Source organism: Proteus sp. MB838, from assembly GCF_054767435.1.
Map to the genome: position 1 here is coordinate 92600 of NZ_BAABMO010000011.1, position 16825 is coordinate 109424.

The following is a 16825-nucleotide window of genomic DNA, read 5'->3' on the forward strand; positions in this document are numbered from 1 at the left end:
CAGATTTTTTACTAACATTTTCAGAAAATTTAATATGCAGTTATTAAGATTGTAAGTGGTATATCAATCTTTATTTTTCAAATAATTAATAGAACTATTGTGCAGTACAAACATTATAAATTTGCTTATTTAATGAATATAAATAAGTATTATTCCCTACTTTTGTGATCCGTATTTCATTCGCTGCACCTGAGTGTAGTAGCCTAAAATGAGATAAAAAATCGCCCGCTGTATCAGTGGCAAAAATTTTCACTGAGTCAACATCGAAAGTATAAACACCCGGTTGTGGAGTATGTAGGTTATTAATGTAGATATCTCGATAGAGTACTTTTTTCACCTGTTCATTTGTGATGATGTCATACTGCAAAGTGATCCTTTTCTTTTTAAAATCAAGAACGATACTACCACTTACATTAAAATTCTTAGGTTGAATATTCGTTACTGTTTTGGCTGTGCATAAAAAGGAATCAGGATTAGGTTGGCGTTGGCGTTGTATTAATAAAATCAGTAACACAATAGCAACCGCTAAAATAAGCAATGTGCTTCCTCTCAGTATATTTCTTTTATAGTTATACATTTGGGCTCCTCAACATTCAGCTGATTAAGACACTGAACAAAAATATTCGTATTAGGAACACGAATATAATAAATAAAATTACCATTTTGCTTATACACTTGGCTACTGAGTTCCGTATAAGCTTCTACGGCATTTTCTAAAGTACGATTATCTTTGGTGACACCATAAAATTGATAACCATTGTAGGTTCCAAGTGGAGAAAAATAGTCGGTATTCTGCTTGTTAAATAGAAATAGTAAGCTCGCAAGGAACAGGGTAGCACAAACTAAAAAAACCATTCTTTACGCAGAGAAACTCGCCGAGGTATGAGTTTTGTTACCACAGGTAGTTCTATAATTGGTTCATGTGTATCATTCAACGGAGCTTCTGTTGAATAAGGGGGTTCAATTTCATCAGGAAGTTTTTCAATAGTGACAGAAAGCGTCACACCTACTTTAGGGCGAGTTAAAATAGCGGATGCCGAAAGACCTATTTTTTCAAATGAACCTCGTAATTGATTAAGTAATTTATAATAACTGGCATTAGAAACAATGACACCTTTACGTCCCCATACCCAATCAATTAAATCCTCTTTTTTAAAGAGTCCCTCATGAAAAGCACATAACAAATTACACTCAGATTCAGAAATTTTAATACTTTCATGATCGTGTGATAGTGTCATTCTATCGATATCAAGAATGACCTTATTATCAATTAAATACTTATTACTCATTACTTATACGGCCTTCTGTTAAGATATCATCATCGGACTCAGCCATAATAATCGCTGTGTTGAATATGGCTATATTAAAAGATCACAATATAACTATCATTATTTTTAATCAGTCATATTTGAAGCGAAAAATAAACAAGAGCATCATAATTCTCCTAGCATCTCATTAATCTTCCAAAGGGGATATGGTTGCCATCAAAATCACCTTATATCGTTTTATAAAAACTACAATTTTTCTCTTCCTCCTGTTGTACAGAAATTATATATCTGCCTATTAAGTGAAAAAAGATAGGTGTTTTGACCTATTTTATTTATCGTCAGCTCGTTAATGGTTGTTGGTTGTAAAAGGCGTAACCAAGCAAACATTTCTCCTGTAGTATCTGAATCAAATTTATGCACTGACTTAACGGCGAAAGTATAATTTTGCACTCCTGTACGGCTAAGAGGACTGATAATGATATCTTGAAAAAATAGCTGTTGCTCCTGTTGGTTATGTTGAACGGTATAGTGGATAGCGATTCGATTCGATTGTAAATCAAGAACCAATGTCCCTTTCATTATAAGATGTTTAGGTTTTATATAGATAGTTGATTTTGCTGTACAAATAAGATTTTGTATTTCCAGCGTATCACGTTTATAGCTGTCTAATACCCAAATTACTAGCGCGATACATCCACATAACAAAAGACATAGGATGATTAATAACGTTCTTTTATTGTCATGCATTTAGGTACCGCCGATTCAACAGGATTCAAACATTGTAAAAAAAGATCCATATTTGGCTCTCGGATATAATAAAGATAGTGCCCATTTGCGCGACATATTGGTAGTGTCAGACTATCGTATGCTGCAACCACTTCTTCAAATGCCACTTTATCTGTAGTCATTTTATAAAAATGATAACTATCATAGTGACCAAGGAGCTGGAAGTGACTATGGTATCTATGTGATTCATGACCATGCACTATCAGTAACGCTATCGTAGACAGTAGAATTAGGATACTCCCCAAAATAATCAATAATTTTTTTCTGGGGATTATGCTATTGCTAGAAATTATTTTTGGTTGTTGATCCCTTGTATTCTCTAACTCTTTACTGCTTTCGTATGGTGTAGTTTTTTCCGTTACTATTGGCTCTAGTGTTACCGTTAGTGAGATACCAATTCTTGGACGAGTCACTATGTCATCTGCATTTAAACCTATAAGGGTAAAATTATTACGTATCTGATTAATAAGTTTGTAATAACTCGATTCAGAAACACAACCTGCACGGTTTTTCCAAACAAAATTAATAATATCTTCTTTCTTATATATCCCCTGATAGAAAGCAAGTAATAAATTAGATTCTGATTCCGAGATCTTAATAATTTTATTATTGTTAGCTAATATCATTTTATTGCTGTCAAATATTACTTTTTCATCAATTAAGAATTTTTTCTCATCCATAGTAAGCCTGAATTTAAATTCATCTAATACTACTATCTAGTTTTGTGCGTAGAACACTATATTAACATGGATAAAAGCAATATATTCACATTATTAACATCTCTCATATTAGGATAAAGGGCATGGATATGATTTTATAAGGTGTATTAAGATATTTATTTATTAATTATCAATGCATTATTCTTGTTTTGGGCTATTTTTTTACCTTTATTCTAACTTCTGAAATTTAACTTAATTAGTGAGTAAGAAAAAATTAAGAGTTATTCAGATGTGTTGTAAGCACTTTTATAAAGTTGTTTCTTAATCTTAGCTTAAGATTAATGTAACAAATTAATTTATTTATAGGGAAAGTTGCGATTAATGTATCAACATATAAACATTAAGGCACCCTCTGTATATAAATATAACGAGAAAATAATGTCATATAAAATGAATAAATATATCTACTTTATCTGTTTTCTTATAGAGAGAAGTAATATTAATTAAAAATAAATATCAATAAAGGAAATATACGAATATGTTAAAAAAAACAACACTAGCTTTATTTGTTGCAACGTTCTTTCTTTCTACTAATGCATTGGCGTTATCTGATAATACTATTACTTTTCAGGGGGAAGTTTCTGATGAAACTTGTTCTGTCTCAATTAATGGTAATCAGGCAAAACCTGTGGTTATTTTACCGACTGTTAGTGCCAAGGAGCTAAAAGATAGTGGAGATACCGCAGGACAGGTAACATTTGATATTGGTCTTTCTGGTTGTACAGGTAATACAGATAAACCCACTAAAATATCGACGGTTTTTGTCGGCAATCAAGTTACCAGCAATGGCAACCTTGGCAATACGGGAAACGCTACCAATGTGGAAATTCAACTTCTGGATACTGCTCAGAAAGTTATCAATTTAACTGGTGGTTTTAAAGGTGAGGGAGATCTGCAATTAAAGCCAGGAGAAACGCAAGCCAGCGCAACTTACACTGCACAATACTATGCTACAGGTGCCGCATCAGCGGGTACTGTTGAAGCAACTCTACAATATGCGGTTTCTTATCTGTAACACCGTTATTCGGCCCGATATCACTTGTCGGGCTTTTAATCATCATGGAGTTATTAAGATGAAAAAGGATGCTACTTGCGTTGCAATTCGTTATCTCGTTACGCTAATGCTATTTATTTTTCCCATGACTATATCATGGGCCAGTGTGACTATTATTGGTAGTCGTATTATTTATCCATCAACCGCTCCTTCAGTTGATGTGCAACTAAAAAATAACGATGCATTCCCTTATATTGTGCAAACTTGGTTTGATGATGGCGATATTGATCTTAAACCAGAAAACGCGAGTACTATTCCTTTTATCTCCACCCCACCAGTGTTTCGTATTTTACCGAAATCAGGGCAGATAGTACGCATTGTTTATGGAGCTAATAAATCTTTACCACAAGATCGTGAGTCTTTATTTTGGTTTAATGCGTTACAAGTTCCTCCAGCCAATATAGGCGGGGAAAAACAAAATAAAGTCCTGGTGATGTTACGCACTCGTATTAAACTCTTTTACCGACCAGAACAGATCGGCTCACCAGATAATCTAGTCAAAAAACTCCATGTAACTATGTTTCGTGATACTAAAAAAGGGATTGGCATCACCGTTGATAACCCTAATCCATGGTTTGCATCAATGAGTAACTTAAGCGTTACATTAAATGGTACGACGCATCAACTTGATATTGAAATGATATCCCCTTTTTCTCACCATACTTTTTGGTTACCTCGCAAGCTTAATCTCAAATCACTACGAGGTACTGTTACCGTGACACTCATTAATGATCAAGGTGCAAGGATAAGTGAGTATTATCATGTTAACGAAGGTTAAATTTCACTATAAAAATATGGCCTTTATGATAGCGATTTGCTTTACCTGTCAGGCGGCGGAGGAAGAGTACTATTTTGATCCCACTCTTTTACAAGGTTCTGCTTATAGCAAAAGCATTGCCAGTATTAATGGAGGTGAAATATTGGCAGGTGAGTACATTGTGGATGTTTTTGTGAATGATACTCTCATAAAATCAAGCCTGAAAATTATTTTCAAATCCATTAATAATGGAAAACAAGTGGAACCGTGTTTACCTTTATCTTTAATGCAAGAAGCACAAGTTAAATCGCTATCAGATAAGGCGGTAGATCATGGTAAAAGTTGTCGTTCTCTTAGGCAATGGGTATCACAAGGGGAATGGCATTTTGATCGAGCTACTTTACAATTACGACTTAGCATCCCAATGAATGAATTAATTCATCGGCCACGGGGCTATATATCTCCCTCACAATGGGATAGTGGTGTACTAGCTCTTTTTTTACGTCACAATACCAATTGGACTTATACTGAAAATACAGACCAGCACTTGCACTCACAATATTTATGGAGTGGCATCAATGTTGGTAGCAATTTTGGATTATGGCAGGTGCGGCATCAAGGAAATCTACGCCATACCGATAGTCATAATCAGGGTAGCGACTGGTATTACACGAGTGTTCGTACATGGTTGCAACGGCCAATTTCTGCGATTAACAGTATCATGACACTAGGAGATAATTACACAGATCCTAGTCTATTTGGTAGTTTATTGTTTAGTGGCATAAAGTTCGCAACTGATGAACGTATGTGGCCACAAGGTAAACGTGGCTATGCACCAGAGGTGCATGGTGTAGCGGCTAGCAGTGCTCAAGTCGTGATTAAGCAGTTGGGAAAAGTAATTTATGAAACTCACGTTCCACCAGGTCCATTCTATATTGATGATCTTTATAACACAAAGAATCAAGGGGATTTACAGGTTGAGGTAATTGAAGCTAACGGAAAAATTTCACATTTTATTGTTCCTTATTCATCGGTTCCTGATTCGGTACGTCCTGGTAATTGGCATTACTCTTTTTCTTTGGGGAAGGTGAGGCAATATAAGCATGTTGATAACCGTTTTTTTGAAGGTACTGCTCAGTTTGGTATTAATAACAACCTCACCATTAATCTTGGATCGCGATTAGCCAAAGATTATTACGCCTGGTTGGGGGGCGCAGTATGGGCAACTCGCCTTGGCGCTATTGGCATGAATGCAACTTTGTCTCATGCGCGTATACAGCATGATGATCGCAAACAAGGTTGGCGTGCAGAGTTAAGTTATAGTAAAACGTTTTCTTCAGGGACTAACTTAGTTTTAGCCGCTTACCGCTATTCAACGGATGGTTTTCGTGATTTACAAGATGTACTTGGTGTACGTCGCCAACTGAAAACGGGTATTGATTACTATTCCGATATTCTTCACCAAAAAAATCGTCTTTCTGCAACAATCAGCCAGCCATTAGGCCAGTTCGGTACTGTTAATCTTAGTGCCAGTACCGCTGATTATTACCATAATCAATCGCGGATCACTCAGTTACAAATAGGTTATAGCAACCAGTGGCGAAAGTTAAGCTACGGTCTTAACCTTGCAAGACAGCGTACTACTCAGGATTATGGTGATCATTTTTATCACCATATTGATGAATTGCAAGATCAAAGCCAAAAGCAAAAATATACTGAAACAATACTGTCATTGACTCTTTCTATTCCATTTGATTGGAAAGACAACCGTACTTCGGTAGCAATAAATTATAGCCAATCACGAAACAGTCAATCTTCAACGCTATCTATTACTGGCTCTAGTGGAGATCAAAGTGATTTTTCTTGGTCATTATATGGTGGTTATGATCACCATCGTTATGGTAAGGAACATTTATCGACAAACTTTGGTGCTGGCTTTCAACAAAATACTAGCTTGGGAACACTGAGAGCAGGTTTTGATCAGGGTAAAAATTATCGTCAATTATCCCTAGGTACGTCAGGAACCTTAGTTTTGCATTCTGGTGGGATAACTTTAGGCCCTTACACTAGTGATACCTTTGCCTTAATTCATGCTGATGGGGCGCAAGGTGCTGTTGTACAAAATGGGCAAGGAGCCGTCATCGATCATTTTGGTTATGCCATTTTGCCCACTTTATCACCATACCGTCGCAATAATATCTCCCTTGATACCCGCCATATGAACCGTGATACCGAATTGTCAGGGGGAAGCCAGCAAGTTGTTCCATATTCAGGTGCAGTGGCTAAAGTCAATTTTGCAACAATTACAGGTAAGGCGGTACTAATAGACGTGAAAAAGAAAGATGGCAGTATACCACCAATGGGCGCTGAAGTGCTCAGTGATGAAGGGGCGGTAATAGGAATGGTCGGACAAGGAGGGCAAGTTTATGCCCGAATTAATCATAATTCAGGAAGACTACTTATTCGTTGGGGAAAAAGTGTTAATCAATATTGTCGAGTTCCTTACCAGATTGATTTACATTCATCTAAAAAGGTGATTTATCTAACGACAATTTGTGAGGATAAATAAACCATGTTGTATTTTCACCGAATGTTACTATTAGTTATTTGTTTCATTAGTCTGATCTTTAGCGTTGTAAGCAAAGCGGTATGTATTAAGGTAACAGATAATAGTTTTCTATCCGATAGTGCAATTAAGGCAGGCTATACTGCTCGTAACTGGTATGGTGCCTTTGATGATAATATTGGGCATTTAGGCTTACCATCTGTAATTAGTGTGAGTACCAGTAATAAATTTCAACCTTCTGGTACTGTACTAGCGAGCTCTATTGCTAATTTTCTTACATCAGCAACTCGAACACCATATAGTGCGAAACAGATCCTTTTTCGTTGTGAGCTAAAGGATGCAGGGCAACTTTATGAATTGTATTCCACCAATGGTGATAACATATTTGTGGGAGGGCGTCCGGCGAAAGAATTGGAAGGAGCCTATTATGATGTAGAACGTAATGTCGCTGTACGTATGACTAATCTTAGTACAGGAGAGTATTATAGTCGTTATTGGAAACAGCGCCAACTTACGGCAGATAGTTGGTTTCAAGATGATCACGCTATTTATATTCCTGCTAGCGCATTTAGCAATATATTGTATGAGATGATAAAAATCTCAGCCTCAGATCAGTTTATTTATGCGGGTAGAATTAATAAAGATACTTATAACCAACCTCGAGGTTATATTGCTTTTAAAGGGCCTGGCTTAGATACTTTTGCTATCCAAGAAGGAGATGATCATGCCAATAAATATTTGGGATGGCCATATGTATGGCCGGGCGCATGGGGAACTTATAATCAAGTTACTTATATTCGAGGTGCAACTTGTACAATAGAGGATTATCCCTCAATAGTTATCCTGCCTCAAATTACTGTTAGGGCACTCTCTTCAGGGCAAAGCAGTCAAGCAACATTTAGTCTTACACTTAATTGCGAATCAGGAGCAATGTCTTCAACTCACCCTACAACTAATATTGCGAATGTAGCAATGGGCTTTTTAGTTAATCAACCTACGGCGGTTGCGGCCGCCCGTCGTTTAGGTCTAACAACATCTGGTGGTGGATTAACATGGCTATTGGATACACATTATGGTGAAAAAGGCGTTGCTTCTGGGGTTGGGATCAAAATCTATGATAAACAAGGTGCTGCAATTAATTTGCTACCGGACAGGATGGTGACGGCAAGTGGAAGTACTCGAGGGTGGTATGCGTATAAAGATCTTACTACGTTTTCTGGTACAAAAGAAAATGGTTCTATAGAAACTTGGCATGGTGATTTTACTGCTTCTTTAGAAGCTCTTAGTGGACAAACCGTAACCGTGGGGAGTGTTAATGCACAATTACAAGCCGTGGTTAGTTTTCAATAAGCTAGTTATATTACTATTTCTATCAATTGGTATTGTCATATCATCATTTGCTGCGATTAATGTTGATCGAACTCGGATAGTTTTTGCAGCAAATGATATAAACCAATCACTAACACTTGCAAATGATAGTGCGATACCTATGTTGGTACAGGTTTGGTCCGATATTGGTGATATTCACTCTTCACCAGATACGAACAGAACACCACTTATTATATTACCACCTATCTTTAAAATGGCTCCTGGTGAGTTGAGGTCACTTCGTTTAGTGCTTAGTTCTCGTGATAATTTACCCACCGATAGAGAAAGTGTATTTTGGCTTAACCTTTATCAGATACCACCAGAAAACCTCGCAACACAAGATGTGTCACGAAAATTAATTTTACCACTACGTTTGCGATTAAAAGTTTTTATTCGCCCCGCAGGATTAAAAGTACCGACAGAAAAGGATGAACAGCGTCTACATTTTAGTGCTACCTCACATGGTGTGATGATAACAAACCCCACACCGTGGTATATGAGTCTAGTGATCATGACTAGCATTGATAAGCGTAGACAGCATAATATTATGCTGGCGCCCTATGAAAAAAACTATCTTGATTTACCACAATCCGTTGTTGAAGGAACTAAGATAGATTATGCCGTGATCAATGATTCAGGAAATTGGCGAGTGTATTCAACAACTTTAACAAACTGATCAATGGGAGAGAATGGGTAGAGAATATCTAAAAAAATAATATACTAGATTTAATATTTTAACTGTATGTAATTTATTAATAAATTTAATAATTCTTTGTGTTGTTGTTTTTTTTATAACATGGCAAATAATAGCCATATATTATAACTCAATCAATCATTGATGATGTCATATTAAAATAACTCAGCATTTATAGATATAAAGCTAAAAATAATGAATAACAATATAAATAGTTATAGCTATTTACTGATAGTGATGTAAATCACAACTATTTTTGGAGTATCTTTTTTATGTATTGTTCGGTTTTTTCTATTATATCTTGGTATTGTGGATGTTCAGCATAAGCATTTCTAATGGTTTTGTTTATATCATATATAACAGATTCCTTTTGTTTATTTGTTAATGTAAGTAATAGTGATTTTAAAATCACTTTTAATGCCGCAACTTCATGTTCTATGTTAACTAATTTTTTTTCCATATATTCTTCCGAGGAACTATTACGATAGCAATGGGATAATTTTGCATATTAATTAATTATTTAAGTAAATCCAAGTAAAAAATGTATTAGTACAGAAAGAACGCTTTTACAGATGCGCTTTATCTAAAGTGATCTATTTTATTAACTTAATCACTGGAGGATAAAGATAGAGTGTAAGAGGTTATATTTGACTTAAGTAATAGAAAAGAGTGAACGTTATTTTAGTAAAAAGAAGAGCATAGGATGCAATATTGTGCATCCTATGATGTTAAATTGGTGGGGAAACCATTAAAATCATATAATGAGTCTATGCTTGGATAAGTTTTTTCACATATTGCTCAGTAAGATTTATAACTTCATTGTGATGTGGATATCTGCTTGAAGTATCTTCAATAACTAAAGATATATTGCCTAACATATCGCGTCGTTGCTTATCATTTAATGCACAAAGTAGAGATTTAGTGACTATTTTTAAAGCAGCGAGCTCGCATTCGATTTCTCTTAAGTTGTTATCCATGATTTACCTGTCAGTATCTAATGGATTATTAATATAAGTAATTTTTTTATATATCACAATTATAGAAAGAGATTATTGAGAGATATAACGCACAATATGTTTAATAGGCGCAAGATGTGTGAAATGAGTGATAATAATTATTCTCCCCTTGTTTTGGTAACTAAAGTAATATCTAATTTATTAGTTTTTATGAGCTAGATAGAAAGAATAACATAATGATTTTATTGATTGGTTTTTTAATTGCGCTAACTAATAGACTAAAAATACCATACCACTTACTATTTTAAATAGATTATTAAATGTCATTTTTATACATGAGCTACTTGCTATAATAAAGTTAGTTATTATTAGGAGGTACTATTTAAATATTGATAATTAATAGTTAATTATATTTTTATTGATTGGTTAGCAAGTTAGTTTTACTTTCCCTCTCTTTAAAATAAAACAGAGTGTAATTATTATAAACCACACTCTGTGAAATCTATTTAGGACTATTTTAAGCTATTTTTGATTATGCTTTACAAAGTTAATATAGCTATTAACCCAGTTTTGCATAAAACCTGCTGTTTTTTCAGAAAACTGACCGTTTTCTACCATTCCATCATACCATTTTAAAAAACATTCTGGTTGATTTAAGGTTGGCATATTTAAAAATGCTAATGAATTACGCAGGTGCTGTTGTGCAATAGCAGTACTAATATTACCGATTGAAACACCGATGATCCCAGCAGGAATACTATCCCATGCATTAGTACCATAAGGGCGAGAGGCTTGATCTAACGCATTTTTTAGCACACCAGGGATTGAGCGGTTATATTCAGGTGTTACGAAGATAATGCCTTGGCATTGCTTAATTTGTTGCTTAAACTCGACAACGGCTTCAGGTGTTTTGTCGTCATCATCTTGGTTGTAGAGAGGAAGAGTACCGATATCAAGGAACTGAAAAGTAAATTCTTGAGGAAATAGCGAGGTTAATGCTTTTGCTGTTTGTTTATTATAGGAATCTTTTCTTAAGCTTCCGACTACAACACCAATGTTAAAATGACTCATCTTAACTCTCCTATATTGAAGGATAACAATGAATATCAATTACTATTTTGATATTCATATTTTGATTTTATCCTGATAATAGAAAACAGCAACAAAATAAAAGTAATTATAACACATTAAAAGAGTATTATTTTACACCTTATAAAGGTAATTAAATGATAAAATTAGATGTTATTATTTTTCTGATTATCTGCTATTATCTTCATTGTGTAGAAATAACTGCTTCTAACACGACAACATTTTTCCAATTAAAAATACCGATACTCATTTAATGATGATTTTAATGTGACGGATGCAATGTTGTAAGAAAAAATAATGAAATGAAAGGATAGGAGCCGTTATTGTCATTTATGCGCTAGGTTATTGACTTAGTACGCAATAGACAATAGAAAATTATAATAAGATAGCTTAAAATGCGATACTACATACGCTCTTATTTAGACTGATCGGAATTAAGGAAAAATGATGTCCTTATTGAAAAATAAAAACAATGTTTTAGCTCTGTCTATGGCAGTTACTGTTCTCACACTATCGGGATGTAGCATTTTATCTGGTGATAGCCAACCTGTGGAGGTGGTGCCAACACAGGTGCAATCCACGGTAAGTTCACCTGCTGATAATAATTATCAACAGATGAACGTAGGGGAGCAAAAACTGGCATCACAAACAGCATGTATCAAGCAACTTGATTCTTTAAAAACATTTTCACCAGCAGAGTATAAATCTATGGTGGATGAATTTAAGGAAATCAGTGAAATTAATGCGTTATACCGTAGTGTTGAAAATACCGCCAGTAAAGATAGCTTAGCATTATTAAAAATGAGTATCGAATCTAAGACCGAAGTACTATGTGCTAAAGTGCGCTATCTTTCGGTTATGTCTGTGAATTCGACATTGAAGAAATTAGGTGAATAATTACTATGAAATTAAAGCAGAGTGCTTGTCTCGCTTTTATGATGTTTCCGGCGCTGTCTTTTGCTAATAATGAGTTTAATTTTGTCATTGAAGATTTTGACCGTTATTTAGAAGCACAACAGCCCGTTGATATTAAGCCTGAACCCTCTGCAATAATTTCATCTTCATCTACTCCCGATCAGCGTAGTGGAACGGTGCGTTCCACTGTGACATTAAAGGAAAAGCCACCACAAAAACCACAACAAAAAATTCAGCCTAAACAGCCTGTTGTACGGAATGAACATCAAACCGTGGTACGCAATGAGCATCAGCCAGTAGTGGCGACTCCCTCTGTACCTCAGGTGACTTTGTCTGAACAATGCTCTGTGGTATCTACAAATACCAACAAAATAAACAGTGATTACACTCATTATTTAACACCACTGCTTTCGTTTGTACCGATTAAACCGCAATTTACCCCTGAGGACTTGAATCGGTATTATCAAAGTAAATCCGTGGTCTATAATCCTCTAATGCTTTATACGCGTAAGCGTTATCCAGGGCAGCCATATCAGTCTACTGATAATACTTTATTAGATTTCATTCCAAATACAGTGTATTCAGTGACTGAAATACCTTTTCATTTTTTATATCAATTTAAACGTTCTTTGCTTGACCATAAGCAACCTCTCTTTAATAAAGAGCTATTAAATCGTTTAGCAAATACTCGCGAAAAATATCAACGTCTGTATCAGAAATTTACTGAACAAACCGCGTTATTAACTGAAAGTTTAACTAAACTGCAAACCGCAGAAGAAAAAGTTCAACAATTAACAGCGGAATTGGCAAAAACGCAGGATAAACTGGCTGTAGCGAATAATTTACTTAATGATGATAGCCTAAAACAGTCTGTGGCTAAGTTACAAAATGAATTAGCACAGTCTAAAAAAGAGCAGGATACGTTGCTTGCACAATTAGCTGAAAAAGATCAGTTGCTGTTTGATGCGACAGAAAAAAATAAAGTATTAACTAAACAGCAAGAAGATTTTGATATTCAGGCACAAAAATTAAATCAATTGACTACCCATGTTGCTCAACTTGAGCAACAAAAACAGCAGCTACAATCACAATATGGGCAGGCTCAACGGTTATTAACAAATAACAGTGCTAAAAAAGAGATTGAGGTACTACAAAATTCTTTAACTAATTTATCAGCAGTGCGCCAATCTTTAGAAAATCAATTAGCTAAAAACAAAGCCTCTTTTGAAGCTACTCTAGCTAAGAATAATCAGTTAATTGATACCCAACGCCAACAGATAGCTCAACTTAACGATCACATAAAAAAATAAACCAAGAGCAACAACAGTTAAATCATTCGTTAGTGACTCTTCAACAACAAAAAGCACAAGCAGATGATCAATTAACACAGATCCCAGCGTTGAAGCTTGAGTTACAAAATAAGGTTAATGAATTAGCTGAGCTGAAAAAAAGTTTATCTACGGGCGAGAAAGCTTTTGATGCTTTGATTTCAGAAAAAAATGGTGTAATCGCTAAATTAGAGAAAGCTCAGGCAGATCTCGCCAATAAGTATCAAGCATTGGATACCCAATTTAAAGAGAACAATACCACCATTGGGCAACTTAAAGAGAGCAAAATAGCGAACGATAACGCTTATGCTCAATTAGAGAAACAACTAGCAGAAAAACAATCGCTTACTGATAAATTAACGACACAATTAACACAAGCTAAAGATCAGTTAGCAAAACAAAATTCTGAAAGTAACCAACTAATTGCTTCATTAAAACAGCAGCAAGTAGAATCGACGGCTCAATTTAAGCAACAAGAAAGTGTTTTAGCGAATTCTCAAAAAGAGTTTAATGAAGTCTCTAAGCAGCTTGAAGCTCAGCGTGCGCTAACGAAAACACTTGAAGAAAAAGAATTAAAATTAAGTGAGCAATTAAAAGAAAAAGAGAGTGAAATTAAAAAAATAAATAGCGAAAGTGCGAGTGTTCAAAAAGAGAATAAAACATTAAAACAGCAATTGGATAAAGCTATGGGAGAAGGGCAGATTATTGCAAGTCAGCTTGCATATGCCTATTCAATTATCGGTAAAGATAATGCCCAACGAAATAAATCAATTCTGTCGGAAATACAAAAACAGAACTATGTGCAATACGATGATAACACTTACTTTAAAATCCTAAAACAAGGGAAACCTGTGGATTCAATTGCAGGTAAAACAGTTGTTTTCGCTATGCATGAACAATTAACTGATGGTACAGTAACACTTAATTATGACAAAGCTAAGCCGTTAATTTTACCATACCGCCAACTTCCACTGCCTCTTAATACTTTTGTTGCTAAAGCAGGCTTAAATGGCAAAGCTAAAATTTATATTAAACCTGATGGCGGGTATGGGAAAGATGGTATCCCAGGGCAAGTACCTCCAGAATCGATGTCTATAGTGACAATTGAAATTTTAGCTATCAAATAGCACCCTTTAATAAATTACCGTTGTCAGCTCTTCTATAAATAATGAAGAGCTGATATTTTATACATGCCACATAAATTCATCATTAATTAAACATAAAGAGTGTTCTACTAGCCAGTGTTTTAGTTTTTTACAATTTTCAGGGTGTTGTGGAATAGTGATTAAAATATCCCATAATGGTTGTAATAACTCAGGATGCGGTTGTGTATTTTGTAAGTACTCTAATGTATTATTTATTTTTTTATTGAATACTGGCTCTTTTTCCCAAGCTTCTATAACTAATTTAATATCCTTTTTCAGCAAATCATCTATCACAACGATCCGTGCTTTATCAGCTTCTAATTTTGTTTTTATATCTTCTAAAGATAAAAAAGAAGAGGCTATATTTGATGGTTCCTTTTCTTCAAATAATTTAATGTTTTCACATTGATTAATTTGATATTTGAGATCTTTTTTTATCTCATAAAGTGTAAATATATGCGGTGTTATATGCTCAACCCACCAAATAAAAATGGGTTTTATGATAGCTTGAATTAAACGTGCATGATCAGCAATGTTGATTTTTGCATTTAAAGCGTTCCAATTAATATCTGATATATTAGATTGGTACTTATCAGCCAAATTTACTACGGCATTAATATTTTCTTTAGTTAATGGCACTGAGCAATGTTTTTTGCGTAAAAACCATGTGGATTGCAATAAACTGTCTACAGCTTCACGGCATAATAAACGAGATAATATTTTAATTTGTTTCTCATTTATATCATTATTTGTAATAAGTAAAGAAAACTGAAGATTAAATAAATTATCAACAGTTTTCTTATTTTCATCTGCCATCATTTTTTTTAGCAAATTAAAATAACGATAATATTGGTATTTGCTAGTATTAGTTTGTCGCTTTATCACAATAGTTTCACTCATCAGAACAAATTTTGCATATTCTAGCGATGAATTGAATGATGATATTATGATAATAGGTCGGATTTTTTATAATTTTAATTTAAGATGTCTCGCTTTACTCGGTGTCATATTAAAACGTCGATGATAGCTTTGTGTAAAGTAAGATTGGCTAGAGAATCCTGACTCCATAGAAATATCGACAATACTCATTTCTGTTGTTAATAATAATTGATGTGCGTAAATAATTCTTCTTTCGCATATCCATGTTCTTGGCGATGTTCCATAAACATGATTAAATAACTCTTTAAATGTGGTGAGACCCATACCAAACTCGCGAGCAAACTGTTTTAGCTTCCAATTTTTTAGATGGTTTTTTTCCATAAATATTTTCAAGCGATCAACTTGCCTATGACTTAATTGGCGTAGTAACGCCATAAGATTGGCACCTTGCTCGGAAGAAAGTAATAGAATGAGCATTTCTTCAATACGTAATTGAGTAAAAGTATCTGGACAATTTTGTGAAGAAAGATAATCAAAACCATTACTACAAAAATGGATCAGAGGTGAATCTTCAAAACAGATAAAAGCCGATGAGAAATTTTCCTCTCTATCGATATTACTGAGAATATCACTATTTTTTGACATGAAATTTCTTAAGAAATCATCAGAAAGAGGAATATAAATTGTTTCACAAGGCTCATTGCCTAGCGTTTTTATGGTATAATTTCCTTGTTGTAAGAAAATAATCTGATCTTTGTTAATAGTTATTGTATTTGTGCAGTTTTGTAATACCAGCGCATTATTTCTGATTATGTATAAAGCTTTTTGGTTATTTTCTAATATTTGATATTGCGGATAAAAATAAGAGAGTTTTTGAATAACGCAATCTTGTTTAGTGTTTTCACCACATTGTATTGTATTCATTTTTCGCCCAAAATTATTATATAAGTATCACTGTATTTAATACCAATAAATAAAAAGAATATAAAGTAGTAGCTTCTTTATTATTTAAAGAGTATTAAAAATAAAAAATAGAATGTTTTCTTTATTATGATGTGGTTTTTTTTTAGATATTAGACATTGAAGTTGCCATTTCTAATTTAAGATAAATCATTTGTTTAATTTAATGTCATTTTTTATAGATTGCAAAAACAATTTAATTAAGCTAGTCATTTAATGAAAAGAATGCGACAAAATTTAGTAGAATTTTGTAATAATATATTGACAGATAATGAAATAGGGTTATTTATTCTATAAATAACAATTAGTTATATTTCATTTTAAAATTTACACTGTAAAGC

At 34.1% G+C, this 16825-nt stretch carries 16 protein-coding genes and 1 pseudogene; 8 read left to right on the forward strand and 9 right to left on the reverse strand.

The annotated features are described in order from the left end of the window. Positions 1–94: 94 nt before the first annotated feature. The 4 genes and pseudogenes from ACYUCW_RS07085 to ACYUCW_RS07100 all read right to left on the reverse strand — a co-directional run bounded on the left by ACYUCW_RS07085 (position 95) and on the right by ACYUCW_RS07100 (position 2734). Positions 95–577 (reverse strand): hypothetical protein, encoded by a 483-nt coding sequence (locus ACYUCW_RS07085; protein WP_049213453.1) that lies wholly within the window; start codon positions 575–577, stop codon positions 95–97. Next, a pseudogene (locus ACYUCW_RS07090) lies at positions 550–1289 on the reverse strand (winged helix-turn-helix domain-containing protein). The gene ACYUCW_RS07085 and the pseudogene ACYUCW_RS07090 overlap by 28 nt, the downstream one beginning before the upstream one ends. Before the next feature lie 225 nt (positions 1290–1514). Further along, positions 1515–1847 carry a hypothetical protein gene (locus ACYUCW_RS07095; RefSeq protein ID WP_223302940.1) on the reverse strand — a complete coding sequence of 111 codons (333 nt, stop codon included), beginning with the start codon at positions 1845–1847 and terminating at the stop codon, positions 1515–1517. 140 nt (positions 1848–1987) lie between these two features. Beyond that, a complete protein-coding gene (locus ACYUCW_RS07100; RefSeq protein WP_049213457.1) occupies positions 1988–2734 on the reverse strand; it encodes a winged helix-turn-helix domain-containing protein in 747 nt (248 codons plus the stop codon). Positions 2735–3251: 517 nt separating this feature from the next. On the opposite strand from ACYUCW_RS07100, the gene ACYUCW_RS07105 reads away from it, so the two are divergent. Genes ACYUCW_RS07105 through ACYUCW_RS07125 form a run of 5 tightly spaced genes read left to right on the forward strand, consistent with a single transcriptional unit; the run spans position 3252 to position 9194 of the window. Then, positions 3252–3788: a fimbrial protein gene (locus ACYUCW_RS07105; protein WP_004244016.1), complete on the forward strand. Its 537-nt coding sequence runs from the start codon at positions 3252–3254 to the stop codon at positions 3786–3788. Positions 3789–3846: 58 nt separating this feature from the next. Next, positions 3847–4605, forward strand: coding sequence for a fimbria/pilus periplasmic chaperone (locus ACYUCW_RS07110; RefSeq protein WP_049213459.1), 759 nt, complete (start codon positions 3847–3849; stop codon positions 4603–4605). After that, complete coding sequence (locus ACYUCW_RS07115; protein ID WP_163748546.1) at positions 4589–7153, forward strand: fimbrial outer membrane usher protein; 2565 nt, start codon at positions 4589–4591, stop codon at positions 7151–7153. Before ACYUCW_RS07110 ends, ACYUCW_RS07115 begins: the two co-directional genes overlap by 17 nt. Positions 7154–7156: 3 nt before the next feature. Next, a complete protein-coding gene (stbD, locus tag ACYUCW_RS07120) occupies positions 7157–8500 on the forward strand; it encodes a fimbrial usher protein StbD (protein WP_163748548.1) in 1344 nt (447 codons plus the stop codon). Continuing rightward, positions 8466–9194 carry a fimbrial assembly chaperone gene (locus ACYUCW_RS07125; protein WP_004244011.1) on the forward strand — a complete coding sequence of 243 codons (729 nt, stop codon included), beginning with the start codon at positions 8466–8468 and terminating at the stop codon, positions 9192–9194. The genes stbD and ACYUCW_RS07125 overlap by 35 nt, the downstream gene beginning before the upstream one ends. 268 nt (positions 9195–9462) lie before the next feature. Here ACYUCW_RS07125 and ACYUCW_RS07130 read toward each other — a convergent pair whose 3' ends face one another. The 3 genes from ACYUCW_RS07130 to ACYUCW_RS07140 all read right to left on the reverse strand — a co-directional run bounded on the left by ACYUCW_RS07130 (position 9463) and on the right by ACYUCW_RS07140 (position 11239). Further along, on the reverse strand, positions 9463–9672 hold the full coding sequence (locus ACYUCW_RS07130) for a sigma-S stabilization anti-adapter protein IraP (RefSeq protein WP_004244007.1): 210 nt from the start codon (positions 9670–9672) through the stop codon (positions 9463–9465). Between the two features lie 307 nt (positions 9673–9979). Beyond that, positions 9980–10189 (reverse strand): hypothetical protein, encoded by a 210-nt coding sequence (locus tag ACYUCW_RS07135; RefSeq protein WP_004244005.1) that lies wholly within the window; start codon positions 10187–10189, stop codon positions 9980–9982. Between the two features lie 501 nt (positions 10190–10690). Beyond that, on the reverse strand, positions 10691–11239 hold the full coding sequence (locus tag ACYUCW_RS07140) for an NADPH-dependent FMN reductase (RefSeq protein WP_004244004.1): 549 nt from the start codon (positions 11237–11239) through the stop codon (positions 10691–10693). 462 nt (positions 11240–11701) lie between these two features. Between ACYUCW_RS07140 and ACYUCW_RS07145 the strand changes: the two genes are divergently transcribed. Genes ACYUCW_RS07145 through ACYUCW_RS07155 form a run of 3 tightly spaced genes read left to right on the forward strand, consistent with a single transcriptional unit; the run spans position 11702 to position 14627 of the window. Continuing rightward, positions 11702–12154 carry an outer membrane protein assembly factor BamD gene (locus ACYUCW_RS07145; protein WP_087726437.1) on the forward strand — a complete coding sequence of 151 codons (453 nt, stop codon included), beginning with the start codon at positions 11702–11704 and terminating at the stop codon, positions 12152–12154. Positions 12155–12159: 5 nt separating this feature from the next. Then, positions 12160–13482 carry a hypothetical protein gene (locus tag ACYUCW_RS07150; protein ID WP_460408316.1) on the forward strand — a complete coding sequence of 441 codons (1323 nt, stop codon included), beginning with the start codon at positions 12160–12162 and terminating at the stop codon, positions 13480–13482. Positions 13483–13514: 32 nt separating this feature from the next. Continuing rightward, on the forward strand, positions 13515–14627 hold the full coding sequence (locus tag ACYUCW_RS07155; RefSeq protein WP_239508370.1) for an FKBP-type peptidyl-prolyl cis-trans isomerase: 1113 nt from the start codon (positions 13515–13517) through the stop codon (positions 14625–14627). A gap of 57 nt (positions 14628–14684) precedes the next feature. On the opposite strand, the gene ACYUCW_RS07160 is transcribed toward ACYUCW_RS07155, so the two are convergent. Next, positions 14685–15545, reverse strand: a complete 861-nt coding sequence (locus ACYUCW_RS07160) for a T3SS regulon anti-activator ExsD domain-containing protein (RefSeq protein ID WP_460408317.1) — start codon at positions 15543–15545, stop codon at positions 14685–14687. A gap of 66 nt (positions 15546–15611) precedes the next feature. After that, entirely contained in the window at positions 15612–16448 is an 837-nt protein-coding gene (locus ACYUCW_RS07165) for a helix-turn-helix domain-containing protein (RefSeq protein ID WP_004244000.1), read from the reverse strand. Between the last annotated feature and the right edge of the window lie 377 nt (positions 16449–16825).

Bases quoted from the DNA above. Each gene is read 5' to 3' on its own strand.
- ACYUCW_RS07085 (WP_049213453.1), bottom strand. From the start codon at position 577: ATGTATAACTATAAAAGAAATATACTGAGAGGAAGCACATTGCTTATT.
- ACYUCW_RS07095 (WP_223302940.1), bottom strand. From the start codon at position 1,847: ATGAAAGGGACATTGGTTCTTGATTTACAATCGAATCGAATCGCTATC.
- ACYUCW_RS07100 (WP_049213457.1), bottom strand. From the start codon at position 2,734: ATGGATGAGAAAAAATTCTTAATTGATGAAAAAGTAATATTTGACAGC.
- ACYUCW_RS07105 (WP_004244016.1), top strand. From the start codon at position 3,252: ATGTTAAAAAAAACAACACTAGCTTTATTTGTTGCAACGTTCTTTCTT.
- ACYUCW_RS07110 (WP_049213459.1), top strand. From the start codon at position 3,847: ATGAAAAAGGATGCTACTTGCGTTGCAATTCGTTATCTCGTTACGCTA.
- ACYUCW_RS07115 (WP_163748546.1), top strand. From the start codon at position 4,589: ATGTTAACGAAGGTTAAATTTCACTATAAAAATATGGCCTTTATGATA.
- stbD (WP_163748548.1), top strand. From the start codon at position 7,157: ATGTTGTATTTTCACCGAATGTTACTATTAGTTATTTGTTTCATTAGT.
- ACYUCW_RS07125 (WP_004244011.1), top strand. From the start codon at position 8,466: ATGCACAATTACAAGCCGTGGTTAGTTTTCAATAAGCTAGTTATATTA.
- ACYUCW_RS07130 (WP_004244007.1), bottom strand. From the start codon at position 9,672: ATGGAAAAAAAATTAGTTAACATAGAACATGAAGTTGCGGCATTAAAA.
- ACYUCW_RS07135 (WP_004244005.1), bottom strand. From the start codon at position 10,189: ATGGATAACAACTTAAGAGAAATCGAATGCGAGCTCGCTGCTTTAAAA.
- ACYUCW_RS07140 (WP_004244004.1), bottom strand. From the start codon at position 11,239: ATGAGTCATTTTAACATTGGTGTTGTAGTCGGAAGCTTAAGAAAAGAT.
- ACYUCW_RS07145 (WP_087726437.1), top strand. From the start codon at position 11,702: ATGATGTCCTTATTGAAAAATAAAAACAATGTTTTAGCTCTGTCTATG.
- ACYUCW_RS07150 (WP_460408316.1), top strand. From the start codon at position 12,160: ATGAAATTAAAGCAGAGTGCTTGTCTCGCTTTTATGATGTTTCCGGCG.
- ACYUCW_RS07160 (WP_460408317.1), bottom strand. From the start codon at position 15,545: ATGAGTGAAACTATTGTGATAAAGCGACAAACTAATACTAGCAAATAC.
- ACYUCW_RS07165 (WP_004244000.1), bottom strand. From the start codon at position 16,448: ATGAATACAATACAATGTGGTGAAAACACTAAACAAGATTGCGTTATT.